This is a genomic window from Maribacter aurantiacus, assembly GCF_005780245.1.
Taxonomy (GTDB): domain Bacteria; phylum Bacteroidota; class Bacteroidia; order Flavobacteriales; family Flavobacteriaceae; genus Maribacter; species Maribacter flavus.
On sequence record NZ_VBUK01000007.1, the window covers coordinates 140774 to 158436 of the forward strand.

Sequence of the window (17663 nt, forward strand, 5' to 3'; positions counted from 1 at the left end):
TTGTTCACCTATTATTTGGTTAAATCTTGTTTCAGCTTCATTACATACTCGGCGACCTGCCACATTTCGGTCGTGTTCATTTGGGATGCGTACGATCCCATTGAGTTCAAACCATAAATCTGAACATGATATGCCGTACCAACTGTAATGTTTCTTGCCGGATCATCATAGCTGGGCACACCAAGTATTTTTTCCCTTTTTACCAAAGTCCCTTGACCATCGCCTTTATCACCATGACATATTGCGCAGTAAATAGTATACATTTCCGCTCCCGCAGCCAAATTGGCGTCCTTGGCCAAAGAATCCAATGGGCTGGAATTTAACCTCGCAAGCTCCTTGCCTTCTGGGGAATTCTCAAATTCATAAGGCAACCAACCCCTGTTGATGGTATTTGCCGGTGGAACCATTGCCTCTTGGTTTGAAGGCAAAATATCCACCTCACTGTAGGCTTCATAACCTACCGGTTCATACATGTTTGGCATATACTGGTAATTTGGTTCGCGCTTATCCTGACAAGCGGCTATAACTACCAATAAACATCCTATGACCGTAATTTTTAGAAAACTGTTCATATTCAATGACTGTTTTTTTCTGATATATTAATTTCTACAGCACCAGTACCCGCAAGCAAATCCTTCAACTCCTGTTCGTTCCCATGAATTTCAATTTCCATAACAAAATGGTCATCGGTAGTTCTTACATCGGGATTTTCAGCTTTCTTGAAAGGCCATAACCTACTGCGCAGATAAAAGGTAATTACCATCAAGTGCGCAGCAAAGAAGACCGTAAGCTCAAACATGATGGGCACAAAAGCCGGCATGTTCTCTATATAACTAAAGCTTGGTTTTCCACCAATATCCTGTGGCCAATCCTTGATCATAATAAAGTTCATCATTACGATGGCAACGGTCAGACCCACACAGCCATATAAAAAGGAAGTAATGGCTATTCTGGTAGGTGCCAATCCCATCGCCTTATCAAGACCATGCACCGGAAAGGGGCAGTAGACCTCTTCAATGTGATGTTTGGCAGCCTTAACCTTTTTGACAGCATGCATTAGCACATCATCATCATTGTAAAATGCTTGTATAACTTTAGATGCCATAGCCTACTTTTTGTTATTTAAAATTTTTGCTTGTCCGGCCCAATCATCACGCTGCGCCCTTCCAGGGAAGGAACCAGTAATCGAGTCCAACAAATCATACTCCTTTTCAGTCATTCTTGCCACCTGGGCAAAGGTATAGATACCGATTTCGTTTAAAGTCGCCTCCATCTGAGGTCCTATTCCCTTGACCTTTTTAAGGTCATCTGGAGATTCTTTGGTAGCATCAAAGGTTCCAATGCTGCTTAATAGCTCGTTTACCCCAACTTTATCGCCCTTGGTTGGCTCAACTTCGCCCATTACCACATCCTGGGTGACAACGGGCTCTTCCTTAACAATAACCCTGTCCGTTGAGATTTGATAAAGCGGCTGACCGGCATCCCTTAGTTTCTTATATTTCTCACCAGATGATTTAAGTATCGACTTAACTTCCGCTTGTGCTATAACCGGGAAGGTTCTCGAGTACAATAAAAAGAGTACAAAGAAGAATCCTATTGTTCCGATAAAAATTCCAATATCCACGAATGTTGGAGAGAACATAGTCCAGGAGGATGGAAGATAGTCCCTATGCAAGGAGGTAACGATAATCACGAAACGCTCGAACCACATACCAATATTTACGACAATGGAAATAAAGAAGGAGAACATAATACTTGTTCTTAACTTCTTGAACCACATGAATTGGGGTGAGAACACGTTACAGGTCATCATGGCCCAATAAGCCCACCAATAAGGTCCGGTAGCCCTGTTCAAGAAGGCATATTGTTCATATTCCACTCCAGAATACCATGCCATGAACAACTCGGTAATATAGGCACAACCAACGATTGACCCTGTAATCATGATTACGATGTTCATTAGCTCGATATGCTGTACCGTTATATAGGCCTCCAAGCTACAAACCTTCCTCATGATAATCAATAAAGTGTTTACCATGGCAAACCCGGAGAAAATCGCCCCTGCAACAAAGTATGGAGGGAAGATGGTCGTATGCCAACCAGGAATTACTGATGTAGCAAAGTCAAACGATACGATGGTATGTACCGAAAGTACCAAGGGTGTTGCAAGACCTGCCAAAACCAAGGAAACTTCCTCAAAACGCTGCCAATCCTTTGCACGACCGCTCCAACCGAAACTTAATAAGCTATATATTTTTTTCTGAAAGGGTAAAATGGCCCTATCGCGTAACATGGCAAAATCCGGCAACAAACCTGTCCACCAAAACACCAAGGAAACGGATAGATACGTCGAAATCGCAAATACGTCCCAAAGAAGCGGCGAATTGAAGTTTACCCACAAGGACCCGAACTGGTTTGGAATTGGCAATACCCAATAGGCCAACCAGGGTCTACCCATGTGGATAATTGGAAAAAGACCGGCCTGGATAACGGAGAAAATGGTCATGGCCTCCGCCGAACGGTTGATAGCCATTCTCCATTTTTGACGGAATAACAACAGTACCGCAGAAATCAAGGTTCCTGCATGACCGATACCTACCCACCATACAAAGTTTGTAATATCCCAAGCCCAGTTAACTGTCTTGTTCAATCCCCAGGTTCCGATACCTGTTGATATAGTATAAATAATACAACCTACTCCCCAAAGAAATGCCACCAAGGCAATGGAAAAAACAATCCACCAATGCTTATTGGCCCTTCCCTCTACAGGAGCTGCAATATCCACGGTTACATCATGGTATCCTTTGTCTCCAAGTACTAAGGGTTTTCGTATAGGTGCTTCGTAATGCGACGCCATAGACTTCTATTATAATTACTTTCTAGTATTGTTATGCTTCGTTGGTATTTCTAACTTTTACGTGATAGAAAACGTTTGGTTTTGTCCCAACATGCTCCAATAAATGGTACATACGGTTACTTTCCTTTAGTTCTGCCACTTTACTGCTCTCGTCGTTTATGTCACCAAATACCATAGCTCCATTATCACAGGCGGCGGAACAAGCAGTTTGGAACTCTCCATCCTGGATTGTTCTTCCTTCACGCTTGGCATCCAAAATTGTTTTTTGTGTCTTTTGAATACACATAGAACATTTTTCAATGACCCCTCTTGAACGAACATTTACATCTGGATTCAATACCATTTTACCCAAATCATTGTTCATGTGGAAATCGAACTCATCATTGTTGTTATACAAGAACCAGTTGAACCTTCTCACCTTATATGGACAGTTGTTGGCACAATATCTGGTACCTACACATCTATTATAGACCATTTGGTTCTGACCCTGTCTACCATGTGACGTAGCCGCAACAGGGCAAACCGTTTCACAAGGAGCATGGTTACAATGCTGACACATAACCGGCTGGAAGGCTACCTGAGGATTATCCGATGGATCTTCCATTTCACCAAAACCTCCTAGGGAACCATTGTCACCCCAAAGTCCATCCAATTCCTCCTTTTTAGTATTGTCCGCCTCAAAAGAATCTTCTGAAGAATAATATCTGTCGATACGCAACCAGTGCATATCCCTAGAAACCCTCACCTCTTTCTTACCTACTACAGGCACGTTATTCTCGGCGTGACACGCAATCACACAAGCCCCACATCCCGTACAGGCATTCAGATCGATGGACAGATTGAAATGATGTCCAATGGAACGATCAAAACTTTCCCAAAGATCGACGGAAGTTGCAGGAACCTCCTGATGGTTCAAAGAAACCTGGGGAACGTGATTCCACTCCGCATGGTCCTTTGTATTGAATATTTCTAAAGTAGTCTCCTTGATAATATCGCCCCTACCCATTAAGGTTTTATGCAGCTGGACACATGCGAACTCATGGTTACCACCAGTCTTTTCGACTGTCACCACCTGATTTGCATTGAATCCTTGGTACAGTTTGAAAGCATTGACACCGGTTTGCATCTCTTCTTTCATTCCTACGGTCTTACCGTAACCAAAAGAGAGACCCACAGATCCTTTTGCTTGACCGGGCTGAACGACAACGGGCACATTTTGAATTGTAACACCGTTGACGGTTAGGTTGACATAATCGCCATCCATACCGCCATTGGCAACATTCACATTCTTAACTCCTAAGGATTCTGCGTCCGCTTTTGAAATAGTGACATAGTTATCCCAGGAAACTCTTGTGATTGGATCCGGAAATTCTTGCAACCATGGATTGCTTGCCTGCTGCCCATCACCCATACCTACTTTTGAGTACAATGTTAGTTCCATACCGCCACTAGTGGCATTGGCCAAACTTCGCACAGCAGAGGCAATAGGCACTGCACTAGTTTCGATTTCTGTTTCTTCTTCAACCGCAACCAGTTCACCTTCAATATCTATTGCAGTGGCTTGAGCGACAAACACCCCATCCTGCAATGCTTGGTTCCAACTTGAACCGTTAAGGATATTGGCACTCCATGTATCCTTAATGTAGTCGTAGTAAGAACTTTCAATCCCCATCCAAGTCAATAAGGCTGACTGGAACTGTTTTGTATCGAACAACTCCTTGATGGTGGGTTGCATTAAACTGTAATGTCCTTTTTTGAACTGGGCATCTCCCCAGGACTCCAAATAGTGGTTGGAAGCCGCTGTGTATTGAACCGCTTCCGAAGTCTCGTTCCAATTGGTAGTAAACAAAACTGAAAGATCTGTTTTCTCAAGACCTTCTTTAAAGTCGGCCGCATTAGGCAGGGAATACATTGGGTTTACACCATCCATAATCAAAGCCCCAACCCTACCGGATTTCATATCGGAAATCAAACTTTCCAATTGTTTAACGCTTCCTTTCCTAATGTATCTAGGAGCTGATGGGTCAAATGCTTTACTTGCCAACATTTTGTTTATCGCCAAAACAACGGACTGTGCATTTACATCATCCAAACCGGTCAAGACAACTGCATTGGAACCCGCTTTCTTAACCTCGGCAGCAATTTGGTCCACAATGGCATCGTACTCAGACGTATTTCCTCCTACTGAGGTTCCGTTTAATTTACCATATAATTTTGCCAGAACGACCTTTTGCGCCGTTGGCGTCAAAGGAAATCTTTTATCAGCATTTGCACCCGTTAGGGACATATTCGCCTCCAACTGTACATGTCTGGACATTTTTCCATTTTTTGGAACACGTCCTTTGGAATATCCAGAACTATATCCTCCTCCTTGCCAATCCGCTAGAAAATCAGCAGAAAAGGAAATGATCAAATCCGCCTTTTCAAAATCATAATCCGCCAAAGCGCGCTCACCATAAGCCTGCTCAAAGGCCGTTAGTGCAGCATCCTCTGAAATAGCATCATAGGATACGTGCTCCACATTTTCATTAGCGGTCATCAAGTCCATAATCAAACGATCCGTTGAAGGACTTGCATACGTCTGCGTAAGCAAAACAACCTTTTTCGAAGAACCCTTAAGACTATTCATTTTTGCGGTTACCGCTGAGTTCAAGGCATCCCATTCAATTGGCTCTCCATTGGCCATAGGACCTTGTAGTCGCGTGCTATCGTACAAAGAAAGTACCGAAGCTTGAACCCTAGCATTAGCGCCACCGCCTACTTTGGCCAAGGTGTTGTTCTCCACTTTAATTGGGCGACCTTCACGGGTCTTGATAAGTACGCTGGCAAAATCAAATCCATTTGCTATGGTGGTGGCATAGTAATTAGCAACGCCGGGAACAATGTTCTCTGGTTGAACCACATAGGGAATGGACTTTATAACGGGCCCCTCACAAGCGGCCAAGGAAGCCGCGGCGGTACTGAAACCAATATATTTTAGGAAATCCCTTCTATTGGTACTTGTTGACGACAAATTTTGTTTATCACCCAAAAAGTCATCCGCAGGAATCTGTTCCACAAATTCATTCTGTCTTAGTGCCTCAACAATGGAATCGTTAGGGTTTAACTCCGCTTCGCTTTTCCAATATTTTTTGTTTGATGCCATACGTAATATCTGTAATTAGCTTCTTATATAAATTAATAGTGACACTTTCCACATTCCAAACCACCCATTTGGGCCGCTGTCAAATTCTCAACACCATATTTCTTGGAAAGCTCTGCGTGAATTTTTTCGTAATACTCGTTACCCTCAACTTTAACGTTTGTCTCGCGGTGACAATTGATACACCATCCCATGGTCAAAGGAGAGTATTGATACATTATCTCCATTTCCTCAACCGGACCATGACATGTCTGACACTCGACACCGGCTACGGAAACATGCTGGGAATGGTTAAAATAGGCGAAATCAGGCAAATTGTGGATTCGGACCCATTCCACAGGCTGTGATTCACCCGTATACTTTTGGTTTTCCTCGTCCCAACCTACAGCCTTATACAACTTCTTGATTTCTTTGGTGTAAAACTCATTGGTATAACCGTTCGCCAAATCCTCAGCCGAAGGCCCCTCAGGATTACCCTTGTACTCGTAAATGGATTTATGACAGTTCATACAGACATTCAAGGAAGGAATTCCGGAGTGTTTGGATACCCTTGCTGACGAGTGACAGTATTTACACTCGATTTTATTATCGCCCGCGTGTATTTTATGGGAATAATGAATGGGCTGGATGGGAGCATACCCCTGATCGACACCGATCTGCATCATCCATCCGTACGCAAAATAAGCACTACCTAACAGTAGAAAAATTACGGTTACCAGTACCAAGAACTGGTTTTGCGCAAAGGCCTTCCAAATTGGAACCCTCTTTTCAGCCCTTTCCTTTTCTATGGAAATTCCATTCGCCTCGGCTATTCTTCGCAAGGTGTTATTTACCAAAAACAACATTACGACCAATAAAGCGAAAACGAGGGCCAAAGCACCCAAAATCATTTCATTGGAAATGCCCCCGGAAGCAGCACCCGCCGTAACCGCAGCAGCTTCTCCGGCAGCCGGGGCTGTAGGAGCCGGTGGCGGAGCAGCGGTATACGCCAATATATTGTCGATATCCTCGTTGGTCAACGTAGGAAAAGCGGTCATAGCCGCTTGATTGTATTCGTTGTAAATCCTTACCGCATAAGCATCCCCGGACTTAATCACCCCTGGACTATTTTTTATCCAGGCGTACAACCATTCCCTATCCAACCCCTCTTCTTCGGCCAAACGGCTTTCGACGTTTGCCAGGGCAGGGCCAGTCATCTTGCGATTCAATGCGTGGCAAGCCGCACAATTTTGATTGAACAAAGCCTTACCGGCAGCCGGATCACCATCGGTCGAAGCAGCCTCTGTTGACTCTACAGAAACATCAGCAGACTCCGCAGCAGCGTCTTGCGCCGATAAAGAAACTGAAAAAAGTAGGCTAACTACTAAACTAAAAACAAAGACTTTAGAAAATTGATTGCGGTACGGTACCTTTTTCATACATAGAATATTTCAATCGGAATCTTGGCACGATTTTAGCCCGCATTTTAACGACAAACGGTAAAAAAATGCCTTAATCGATGGCAAAAATACGACATAGACTTTATTTGGTAAAAGGTTAATGTCTTTATACCTTATAATTTATAATTATTCTAAATAGTTAAAAATGCTAACCCTTTATTCCTTAAAAATTTACATTTGCAAAGGGAACTAAAACATCCCATTTTTAGATGAAAAATGTCATTTACATAGCGTTCACCTTACTTTTTGCAACCTTTGCGAACGCCCAGGAAGGTACTATCTCCATTGATCAGGATGTTCAAATAACACAATTGTTGGAGCTTTACAAGAAAACCTTGGACAAGAACGATTATTACAGGATTCAAGTTGGTTTTGTAAGCAATAACGAAAAGGCCCAAGAGATTAAAAGCAATGTGGAAATCGACTTCCCAGATCTACCCTCACAAATTGATTTCGACTCACCTACATACAGAATTCGAGTTGGTAAATTTAAATCTAAATTGGAGGCTGAGCGCAAATTCAACGAGGTGCGGAAAAAATACCCCAATGCCATGCTCTTAAAACCAAAAAAATCGACCTAAAAGGCCGATTTTTTATTTTATTATTCAATCAATCCGTATCGCTTTATTTCAACTTCTTTTTAACGGCTACCTCTTGGAAGGCTTCCACGATATCATCTACGTTGATGTCATTGTAGTTCTTGATTTGGAGACCACAATCATACCCTTTGGAAACTTCCTTGACATCATCCTTGAAGCGCTTCAAGGATGCCAGTTCACCCGTGTAAATTACTACACCGTCCCTAATTAAGCGAATATTGGAATTCCTAAATATTTTTCCACTTGTTACCATACAGCCTGCAATGGTGCCAATTTTGGATATTTTAAAGGTCTCCCTGATTTCGGCAGTACCGGTAATCTCCTCTTTCATTTCCGGGGAAAGCATGCCTTCCATCGCATCTTTCAAATCATTTATGGCGTCGTAAATAATGGAATACATCCTGATGTCTATCTCCTCATTTTCTGCCATGGCCTTGGCATTGCCCATCGGCCTAACATTAAATCCTATGATGATAGCATCCGAGGCGGAGGCCAATAAAACATCGGACTCCGTAATAGGCCCAACAGCTTTGTAGATAATGTTCACCTGGATCTCATCGGTAGACAGTTTCTGGAACGAATCAGTCAAAGCTTCAACGGAACCATCCACATCACCTTTAAGTATAATGTTCAATTCCTTGAATTCGCCCAAGGCTATACGTCTTCCAATTTCATCCAATGTGATATGACGTTGTGTCCTAACAGATTGCTCCCGCTGTAATTGGGACCTTCTGGCCGCAATCTGCTTGGCCTCACGCTCATCTTGTAGGACATGGAACTTATCCCCTGCTTGTGGCGCACCATCCAAACCTAAGATGGATATAGGCTGCGATGGGCCGACCTTGGTAACGCTCTTTCCTCGCTCGTCCTGCATGGCCTTTACCTTTCCACTGGTTGTTCCGGCCAATACATAATCCCCAATATTCAAGGAACCAGCCTGCACCAAGATTGTCGATACATATCCTTTTCCTTTGTCCAAAAACGCCTCTACTACAGTACCAGAAGCCAATTTGTTGGGATTGGCCTTTAATTCCAATAATTCGGCCTCCAATAATACCTTTTCCAAAAGCTCCTGAACACCCTGCCCTGTCTTGGCTGAAATGTCATGTGACTGAATTTTACCGCCCCAATCTTCCACCAATAAATTCATCTGGGCAAGTCCTTCCTTAATTTTATCGGGATTTGCCGTTGGCTTATCGACCTTATTGATAGCAAATACAATAGGCACACCTGCAGCTTGCGCATGACTTATGGCCTCTTTAGTTTGCGGCATAATATCATCATCCGCGGCAATTACAATAATTGCAATGTCCGTCACCTGAGCACCCCTTGCACGCATCGCCGTAAAAGCTTCGTGACCCGGTGTATCTAAAAATGAAATTTTTTGACCATTGTCCAAGGTGACAGCATAGGCCCCAATATGTTGGGTAATACCTCCGCTTTCACCAGCAATTACATTCTCTTCCCTAATGTAGTCAAGCAAAGATGTCTTACCATGGTCCACATGTCCCATTACCGTAACAATAGGTGCCCTAGGCTCCAAATCCTCGGGAGTATCCGCTTCCTCAACTATACTCTCCTCAATATCCGCCGTTACAAATTCTACCTCATAGCCGAACTCTTCCGCAACAATCGAAAGTGTTTCCGCATCCAATCGCTGGTTCATAGTAACCATGATACCCAATGACATACAGGCCGAAATAATCTCTGTAGTGGAAACGTCCATCATCGTTGCAACCTCACTGGCGGTAACAAATTCGGTAACCTTAAGGATTTTACTTTCCAGTTCTTGTTGCTCCAGGTCTTTTTCCGTTTGCTGACGGTGCTGATCTCTCTTATCCCTTCTATACTTGGCACCTTTGCCTTTTTTGGATTTTCCTTGCAGTTTCTCCAAGGTCTCACGCACCTGCTTTTGAACATCTTCCTCAGTAGGCTCTACCTTGGAAGCCGCAAAGCGTCTATTGCCCTTGCGGTCGTTGGAATTACCACCCTTAGATTGACCGGGACCCGAGGTATTTTTACTTACAATACGCTTTCTACGCTTCTTACGGTCTGAACTGTCCGAACTACTTTTCTCTTCCTTCTTCTTTTTCGGCTTCTGGAATTTGGAAAGGTCTATTTTATCGCCCGTAATTTTTGGTCCGGATAACTTCTTGTACTGGGTCTCCAAGGTTTCGGGCTCATCTGATTTAATTTCAGGCGCTACCTCCTTCGGCTTGTCAGCTACAGGTGTTTCGGCTTGCGGTTTTATTTCTTCCTTCTTTTCTTCGGATACCTTTTCCGGTTCCTGTACCTTTTCTTCCTCCTTTGGTTTAGGAGGCTCTTCCTTTTTCTTTGGGTTCAGGTCGATTTTACCAACCGTTTTGGGTCCGGCAAGCTCCACTTTTCCCGTAAGTCTATTTTCTTCTTGGGCAGCATTTCTTTTTTCACGTGCCAATCTTCGTTCTTCCTGCTCCTGCTCCAATTGGACCCGTATGGCTTCCTTCTCCTTTCGCTTTTCCTCCCCTACCTCTTTTGAAGCAACTTTCTTGCTCTTATCGGTCTGGAACTCGTCCAATAGCACTTGATATACCTCATCGGAGATTTTTGTAGTCGGCCTTGCGTCCACATCATGTCCTTTGCTGTTCAAGTAATCTACCGCCCTGTCCAAGGAAATATTAAGCTCTCGAAGAACTTTATTAAGTCTTATTTTTGGATTATCTGCCATAAATACTGATTCCCGTTCTTTTATTTATCCGCTAATATATAGCTAATCTTCTAATTCTTCTTTTAGGATACGTACAACTTCTATAATTGTCTCTTCCTCCAAGTCGGTACGTTTTACCAAATCGTCCACGTCCTGTTCCAAAACGCTCCTGGCCGTATCCAACCCTATTTTCTTAAACTCCTCAATGATCCAACCATCGATTTCATCGGAGAACTCTGTCAACTCCACATCTTCCTCAACACCTTCCCTGAACACATCGATCTCATAACCGGTCAATTGACCTGCCAGGCGAATATTATGACCTCCTCGACCAATAGCCTTGGACACTTCCTCTGGCTTTAAGTATACCTGGGCGGTCATTTTTTCATCGTCCAGTTTCACTGAGGACACCCTTGCAGGGCTTAAAGCCCTTGTAACCAACAATTGGGGGTTGGAAGTCCAGTTGATTACATCAATGTTCTCATTGCCTAACTCCCTAACGATTCCATGGATCCGCGACCCCTTCATACCTACACAGGCCCCTACCGGGTCTATCCTGTCATCGTATGAATCTACCGCCACTTTTGCCTTTTCACCGGGGATACGCACCGCCTTCTTAATGGTGATCAAACCATCAAAAACTTCCGGTATTTCCTGAAAAAACAACTGTTCCAAGAACAAGGGAGAGCTTCGGGACATGATAATAGTGGGCTTGGCACCTTTCAACTCTACACTTTCAATGATACCCCTAACATTGTCCCCTTTTCTAAAAAAGTCCGATGGGATCTGTCTGTCCTTTGGAAGAATAATTTCATTGCCCTCATCGTCCAACAAAATAACCGCCTTGTGACGGATATGATGCACCTCAGCGGTATAAATCTCTCCCTCAAGATCTTTAAACTGCTTGTATATGGTGGTATTATCGTGCTCATGGATTTTGGCGATTAAATTTTGACGGAGTGCCAAAATAGCCCGTCTCCCCAAATCGATCAACTTCACCTCTTCAGACACGTCCTCGCCTACTTCAAAATCCGGTTCTATCTTGCGTGCCTCAGAAAGAGATATCTCCTCATTGGGGTCTTCCACTTCGCCATCCTCGACCACCACCCGGTTACGCCAAATCTCCAAATCTCCCTTGTCCGGGTTAATAATGATATCAAAGTTATCATCGGACCCAAACTTCTTTTTAAGGGCGTTCCTAAAAACATCCTCCAAAATTGCCATAAGTGTTACCCTGTCTATGAACTTGTCATCCTTAAACTCCGAGAAAGATTCGATTAACGCAATATTTTCCATTGGTTATTACAATTAAAATTTTAATACAACTTTCGCTTTTTTAATATCAGAAAAGGGAATCTCCTCTCTTTTCTGCACTGTAACTTTTCCCTTACCAACAGGTTTGGGTTCCCTAGCTTTCCATTCCAAAACGATATATTCATCATTGGCCTGTGTCAGCTTACCTTCGAATGACGAACCAGAAGTCTCAACCTCCAATTTTCTTCCTATATTCTTTTTATATTGTCTTGGCATCACCATGGGCGCCGTTGCCCCGGCAGAAGCAACTTCAAGGGAAAAGTCCTCCTCTTCCCGATCCAAATTATGTTCAATGGCCCTACTTATCTTGATACAATCATTTACGGTCACACCGGCATCACCATCGATCACTACCTTAATTTTGTTATCCGGGGACACCGTAAAATCGATTAAAAATAACGAAGGATCTTCTTCTAATCCCATTTCCAGTAATTCCTTAACCTTTTCCTTCAACATAAAAAACCAAGTAATAAAAGAGGGGACAAATTGTCCCCTCACGAATACTTTTATTCTTTCAGTGCTGCAAATATACAATATTCTTTGTTGTTTGCAATAAGATGTTAGAATTCAATCAAATAATTTAAGAAAACCCCACACATATTATAGTGGAAATAGTTTTATTCTCACCTCAATCCTCCCAAAAATTGAGCCGTTTGCGGTTTCCCATCCTGACTATTCAGATTATTAATACTATCGACCTCTCTTCTAAACCTTAATATCATTAAGGTATCCAATTGACCTTGAATGCTATCGCGCATCATCTGCCAGTTACCGGCGTTCATTTTTTTGTTGTACTCGGTAATTTTATCGAATCTAGATAGATTATACCTATTGGCCTTCCAGGCATGCTGGGTACTCTTTCCATGCTGTAAATCCTGAAGGTAAATACCCACCCCAAAACCAAGCAACACAACTATGAGAATGATCTTTAAACTTTTTGTGGTCAACTTCATAACATTTAGTTTTATGGGTGGTACAAAGCTAAGTGGCAACCTTTAAGGCGCGGTCGTTTTTCCAATATTTTATTGATGCAATCAATGGACAATGTACGAAATATCAACCAAAAGTCCTTACCACTTTTCTTGAATGTTTACTGGTGGACGCCTTTTGATATATATCTGCGATAGCGGTATCAAACGCCTCCTTGGAAAATGGTTTCGACAAAAAGTTGGAACATCCCAATTTCATTATATAGCTGGCAAATTCCTCCCTAGTGGAACTTGAAATGATATGCAATTTTCTTCCGAACATGGTTACAAAAGAGAATCCATCCAACATGGGCATTTCTATGACCGTCATCAATACATTGGCATGCGAAGTCTGTAAATATATCCAAGCGTCCATGGGATCATTAAATTTTGAGACACTTGCTATCAATGGGTTAGACTGTGCTAATCTTTCCGCAATATTCAACCATATATTGGAATCATCTAGGGTCACAAGGTGTATCTGCATACAATTCAAGATTTGAGACCGTGAATTTAACCGTTTTGAACCAACCAGATAATTTTTAAAGGTGAACTACCAAATTATATGCATCAAAGGTTGGTTTGCGTGAAAATTTAAACAACATATTCAAGTGATAAATTAAAAAAATCCCAACATCTAGGACGCTGGGATTTCATATTCTTATTAGTTGGCCCACTAGGACTCGAACCTAGAATGACGGTACCAAAAACCGGAGTGTTACCATTACACCATGGGCCAATACCTTTAAGAGCGTGCAAATTTAAAACAAAGTTTGGTTTGAACAAACATTTTTTAAGCCAAATAAGTAAAAATACCTATTTCCCTGCCTGTTAAAGGTTTATAAAAATAATGGGTGGGTATCTATATAAATTAGTATTTTCGCCGGATAGCTTTAACCAAGGTTCCATGTTTTCAAAGAACTTCAAAAAATGGGACACCCTTCTTGGGTGGTCCGTCTTTTTTATTGCCTTCATAACTTACTTTATTACCGTTGAGCCAACAAATAGTTTTTGGGATGCCGGGGAGTATATAGCCACATCGGCTAAATTACAGGTAGGGCATCCTCCTGGGGCACCGTTGTTACAGATGATCGGTGCTTTTTTTTCCATGTTCGCCATGGAACCCAGCCAAGTTGCCATGATGGTCAATTTAGTTTCCGGGGTTTCAAGTGCCTTTACAATCCTGTTCATGTTTTGGACCATTACCAATATAGCGCAAAAATTATTGGACGGTAATGACCCCATGACCAATAGCAAAGCAATTGCCATATTGGGAAGTGGTCTTATTGGATCCTTGGCCTTTACTTTTTCAGATAGCTTTTGGTTCAATGCGGTAGAGACCGAGGTATATGCATCGGCCAGTTTGATTATGGCCCTTTTGCTTTGGCTGGGACTTAAATGGACGGACAATCTGGATGACCCTAGGGGCGACCGTTGGCTCGTGCTAATTTCCTTTGTGGTTGGTCTTACCTTTGGTGTCCAGTTTATGGGCTTCTTGGCCATTCCGTCCATTGGACTACTTTACTATTTTAAGACCTATAAAAAGACCACTGTTAAAAATTTCCTTTTGGCCAATATCATCGTTATTGCCATTTTGATGTTGGTCTATAAATTCTCCCTTACTTATGTGCTGATGTTTTTCGGGTGGGGCGAGGTGTTCTTCATCAATACCATTGGCCTCCCATTCAATTCGGGTTCCATAATTATCGGACTTTTGTTTATAGGGGCCTTTTATTTCGGCCTTAATTACACAAGAAAGAACAATTACAAGGTTGCAAATACCATAGTCCTTTGCCTGATGTTTCTTTTTCTGGGGTTCTCATCTTGGTTGATGCTTCCCATACGTGCCAATGCACAGGTGGTCATCAATGAAAACAATCCGGAGGATGCCCGGGCACTTTTGGCCTACTACAACAGGGAGCAATATCCCGGGGTGGACAGCCCTGTTTACGGTTCGTATTATTCAGATATGTTCGCTCCCGCAGGTGAGGATAGGGACGGCACCCCCAAGTATGAAAAGGATTATACCTTGGGGAAATATATTATCGTAAACAAATACAAAAATTCCGAACAGGGTCCCAATCCAGACCATCAGGGCTTATTACCCAGAATGTGGAGCTCACAGCATGCTTCCAACTACATGCAGTATTTTGGCCCGTTGGATTTTAAAATGACCGAATACAATGCAGATTTGGCCGAAGCCATCAATCAAGTGAAGACAGGCTTTGAAAATGGTGAAATAGATGCGGACCAATACATCAGCTTTATAAAAAGATTCAGCGATTATATTGAAGTACAGCCACCTACGGTTTGGGACAACATTAAATACATGTTCGAATTCCAGTTCAACTACATGTATATGCGCTATTTCATGTGGAACTTTGTAGGGAAACAGAACGATGTTCAAGGCCGATACAATGACAACGGAAACTGGCTAAGTGGTATCAACTTTATCGACAGTGCAAGATTGGGTAGCCAAGACAATCTCCCAAGCGACATCCTGAACAATCCGGGCAGGAATACCTACTTCTTTTTACCGCTCCTTTTGGGAATTATTGGATTGGTTTTTCAAGTGTCCAAAGACCCCAAACAGTTCTGGGTGCTCATGGTCTTTTTCCTTTTTACCGGTATTGCCATACAGTTTTACACCAATCCCTATATTTTTCAGCCTAGGGAACGTGACTATTCCTTGGTAGGGTCCTTTTATGTATTCGCTATTTGGATAGGTCTCGGCGTATATGGACTCTACGACGGATTCAAGGATTGGATCACACCAAAGATTTTGGCGCCTGTGGTCGTGGTGGCGTGTCTTTTTGCGGTTCCCACCGTGATGGCCGTTCAGAACTGGGACGACCATGACCGCTCCAATAGGTTTACGGCAAATTCATCCGCAAAATCATACTTGGACTCCTGCCAGGAAGATGCCGGGGCCATTTTGTTCACCATCGGGGATAATGACACCTTCCCGTTATGGTACGCCCAAGAAATAGAAAAATACCGTACGGATGTCCGTATCGTTTGTACAAGCTTGTTCGAAACGGATTGGTACATAGATCAAATGAAGCGAAAGGCCTACGATAGCGACCCAATTCCTTCGCAGATTGAACACGATAAATATCGGTTTGGTTCCAGGGATGTTTTATATCATCAAGGTATTACGGAAAACAGGTGGCCCATTAAGGATTTCATCAATTGGATCGATAGTGACAAACCGCGCACAAAATTGGGTTATTTATTAGAACAACAGGGTGCTGATTTAAGTAACTATTCAGAAAATACCCAGAACATGGTATACTACCCAACGAACAAAATCCGTGTTCCCGTAAACAAAAAGAATGTTTTGGAAAGTGGTTTGGTAAAACCGAAGGATTCCGCCGTAATCGTGGATTATATCGATATTAACTTACCCAGTGTCATTACCAAAAAGAGCATGATGATGTTGGACATCCTTGCCAACAATGACTGGAAAAGACCCCTCTATTTCTCTGGAGGAAGTTTTGACGATGCGGAATACCTTTGGATGAAGGACTATCTGCAATTGGACGGCCTGGCCTATAAATTGGTTCCTATTAGAACCGAAAGACCCAACTCCTTTGAAATGGGCCGTATTGATACAGATTTGATGTACGACATCGTAACAAAATGGGACTGGGGCAACGCCGGCGACAAGAATATTTACCATGACACCCAAACGAGGATTCAAAGTGTAAGTTACAGAGGAAACCTCGCCCGATTGATGGAAGCCCTAATTAAAGAGAACAAGATGGACAGGGCCAAGGAAATTATCGAAATTTCCTTGACCAACATGCCCGTAGAAATTTTTGGTTATTATTCACTGGTTGAGCCTTTTGTGGATGGTTATTACAAAGTTGGGGAAACTACCAAGGCTCGAGAGTTGTTCGGGGTCTTAAAGAAAAAATATCAGGAACGTTTGGAGTACTATGCTTCCACAAGTTTGGACGAACAATACAGTAATATTGACGATATCATAGCCGATATGGAAGCCTACCGAAGAAACATCGATACCGTAATCGCCAACGATGAAAAGGATTTTGCGGAAAAAGAGACTTTGATATTCAACGAGTACATAGACAAATTCCAACATTTCTACAAGGACGAGGATAGTTTTGAAATGCCCGAAGGCGAATATCAGGACGACCCGGATATGATAATAGATACCTTGCCCATGAGCGATACAATCAGTACGGATAAAACTACGACCGATTTACTGCAGGATACCATTGGCAACCCGATCGAATAAAAATGGGGTGAAGGAAAATTAAAAACTGCCGCTAAACGTACTCGTTTAGGATGCCTATGAGGGTTTTTGCGTCTTGCTCGCCACTTTGGCGCCAGACCATTTCGCCCTTTTTATAGATCATTAAGGTGGGAAGACCTTTAACACGCAATGCCTGGGAAAGTTCCTTGTTTTTGTCCACATCGATTTTTATGACCTTACCTTTGTCTCCCAAGGCAGCGGCCACATCGCGCAATACGGGATGCATGGCAGTGGATTGTTCGTTCCATTCTGCATAGAAATCCAACAGCACGGGAACGTTCAAGTCTATAAGTTCACCAAATTTAGACATAGAATCGGCTTTGCGTTACAAGCCAAATGTAGTAAAAAATGTTAAAATACAACGCCGGCCCCATGTATT

13 protein-coding genes and 1 tRNA gene are annotated in these 17663 nt (G+C 42.7%); 2 read left to right on the top strand and 12 right to left on the bottom strand.

Annotated elements, in window-relative coordinates; all coding sequences use genetic code 11:
* Positions 1 to 11: 11 nt before the first annotated feature.
* The 5 genes from FEK29_RS12510 to FEK29_RS12530 are packed head-to-tail and all read right to left on the bottom strand — an operon-like array spanning position 12 to position 7417.
* On the bottom strand, positions 12 to 572 hold the full coding sequence (locus tag FEK29_RS12510) for a c-type cytochrome (RefSeq protein ID WP_138258777.1): 561 nt from the start codon (positions 570 to 572) through the stop codon (positions 12 to 14).
* Positions 573 to 574: 2 nt separating this feature from the next.
* A complete protein-coding gene (locus FEK29_RS12515) occupies positions 575 to 1105 on the bottom strand; it encodes a DUF3341 domain-containing protein (protein WP_138258778.1) in 531 nt (176 codons plus the stop codon).
* 3 nt (positions 1106 to 1108) lie between these two features.
* The gene (gene nrfD / locus FEK29_RS12520) at positions 1109 to 2857 is read right to left on the bottom strand and encodes an NrfD/PsrC family molybdoenzyme membrane anchor subunit (protein ID WP_138258779.1); all 1749 of its coding nucleotides are present in this window, start codon (positions 2855 to 2857) and stop codon (positions 1109 to 1111) included.
* Between the two features lie 31 nt (positions 2858 to 2888).
* A complete protein-coding gene (locus tag FEK29_RS12525) occupies positions 2889 to 6002 on the bottom strand; it encodes a TAT-variant-translocated molybdopterin oxidoreductase (RefSeq protein ID WP_138258780.1) in 3114 nt (1037 codons plus the stop codon).
* Between the two features lie 32 nt (positions 6003 to 6034).
* Positions 6035 to 7417, bottom strand: coding sequence for a cytochrome c3 family protein (locus FEK29_RS12530; RefSeq protein ID WP_138258781.1), 1383 nt, complete (start codon positions 7415 to 7417; stop codon positions 6035 to 6037).
* 230 nt (positions 7418 to 7647) lie between these two features.
* On the opposite strand from FEK29_RS12530, the gene FEK29_RS12535 reads away from it, so the two are divergent.
* The gene (locus FEK29_RS12535; RefSeq protein WP_138258782.1) at positions 7648 to 8019 is read left to right on the top strand and encodes an SPOR domain-containing protein; all 372 of its coding nucleotides are present in this window, start codon (positions 7648 to 7650) and stop codon (positions 8017 to 8019) included.
* Positions 8020 to 8062: 43 nt separating this feature from the next.
* Here FEK29_RS12535 and infB read toward each other — a convergent pair whose 3' ends face one another.
* From infB to FEK29_RS12565, 6 genes are all read right to left on the bottom strand, one after another.
* Complete coding sequence (gene infB / locus FEK29_RS12540) at positions 8063 to 10744, bottom strand: translation initiation factor IF-2 (RefSeq protein ID WP_138258783.1); 2682 nt, start codon at positions 10742 to 10744, stop codon at positions 8063 to 8065.
* A 42-nt stretch (positions 10745 to 10786) separates the two neighbouring features.
* Entirely contained in the window at positions 10787 to 12019 is a 1233-nt protein-coding gene (gene nusA / locus FEK29_RS12545) for a transcription termination factor NusA (RefSeq protein ID WP_138258784.1), read from the bottom strand.
* A 12-nt stretch (positions 12020 to 12031) separates the two neighbouring features.
* Positions 12032 to 12493, bottom strand: a complete 462-nt coding sequence (gene rimP / locus FEK29_RS12550; RefSeq protein WP_138258785.1) for a ribosome assembly cofactor RimP — start codon at positions 12491 to 12493, stop codon at positions 12032 to 12034.
* A 167-nt stretch (positions 12494 to 12660) separates the two neighbouring features.
* Positions 12661 to 12990 (bottom strand): hypothetical protein, encoded by a 330-nt coding sequence (locus FEK29_RS12555; protein ID WP_138258786.1) that lies wholly within the window; start codon positions 12988 to 12990, stop codon positions 12661 to 12663.
* A 103-nt stretch (positions 12991 to 13093) separates the two neighbouring features.
* Positions 13094 to 13492: a response regulator gene (locus FEK29_RS12560; RefSeq protein WP_138258787.1), complete on the bottom strand. Its 399-nt coding sequence runs from the start codon at positions 13490 to 13492 to the stop codon at positions 13094 to 13096.
* A 181-nt stretch (positions 13493 to 13673) separates the two neighbouring features.
* Positions 13674 to 13744 (bottom strand) — tRNA-Gln (locus FEK29_RS12565).
* A 168-nt stretch (positions 13745 to 13912) separates the two neighbouring features.
* On the opposite strand from FEK29_RS12565, the gene FEK29_RS12570 reads away from it, so the two are divergent.
* Positions 13913 to 17266 carry a DUF2723 domain-containing protein gene (locus FEK29_RS12570; RefSeq protein ID WP_138258788.1) on the top strand — a complete coding sequence of 1118 codons (3354 nt, stop codon included), beginning with the start codon at positions 13913 to 13915 and terminating at the stop codon, positions 17264 to 17266.
* Positions 17267 to 17297: 31 nt separating this feature from the next.
* Here the strand turns inward: FEK29_RS12570 and FEK29_RS12575 are convergent, their stop codons facing one another.
* Positions 17298 to 17594 carry a thioredoxin family protein gene (locus FEK29_RS12575; protein ID WP_138258789.1) on the bottom strand — a complete coding sequence of 99 codons (297 nt, stop codon included), beginning with the start codon at positions 17592 to 17594 and terminating at the stop codon, positions 17298 to 17300.
* Positions 17595 to 17663 lie beyond the last annotated feature (69 nt).

Coding starts and splice junctions, on each gene's coding strand:
- FEK29_RS12510 (WP_138258777.1), bottom strand. CDS start 572: ATGAACAGTTTTCTAAAAATTACGGTCATAGGATGTTTATTGGTAGTT.
- FEK29_RS12515 (WP_138258778.1), bottom strand. CDS start 1,105: ATGGCATCTAAAGTTATACAAGCATTTTACAATGATGATGATGTGCTA.
- nrfD (WP_138258779.1), bottom strand. CDS start 2,857: ATGGCGTCGCATTACGAAGCACCTATACGAAAACCCTTAGTACTTGGA.
- FEK29_RS12525 (WP_138258780.1), bottom strand. CDS start 6,002: ATGGCATCAAACAAAAAATATTGGAAAAGCGAAGCGGAGTTAAACCCT.
- FEK29_RS12530 (WP_138258781.1), bottom strand. CDS start 7,417: ATGAAAAAGGTACCGTACCGCAATCAATTTTCTAAAGTCTTTGTTTTT.
- FEK29_RS12535 (WP_138258782.1), top strand. CDS start 7,648: ATGAAAAATGTCATTTACATAGCGTTCACCTTACTTTTTGCAACCTTT.
- infB (WP_138258783.1), bottom strand. CDS start 10,744: ATGGCAGATAATCCAAAAATAAGACTTAATAAAGTTCTTCGAGAGCTT.
- nusA (WP_138258784.1), bottom strand. CDS start 12,019: ATGGAAAATATTGCGTTAATCGAATCTTTCTCGGAGTTTAAGGATGAC.
- rimP (WP_138258785.1), bottom strand. CDS start 12,493: ATGTTGAAGGAAAAGGTTAAGGAATTACTGGAAATGGGATTAGAAGAA.
- FEK29_RS12555 (WP_138258786.1), bottom strand. CDS start 12,990: ATGAAGTTGACCACAAAAAGTTTAAAGATCATTCTCATAGTTGTGTTG.
- FEK29_RS12560 (WP_138258787.1), bottom strand. CDS start 13,492: ATGCAGATACACCTTGTGACCCTAGATGATTCCAATATATGGTTGAAT.
- FEK29_RS12570 (WP_138258788.1), top strand. CDS start 13,913: ATGTTTTCAAAGAACTTCAAAAAATGGGACACCCTTCTTGGGTGGTCC.
- FEK29_RS12575 (WP_138258789.1), bottom strand. CDS start 17,594: ATGTCTAAATTTGGTGAACTTATAGACTTGAACGTTCCCGTGCTGTTG.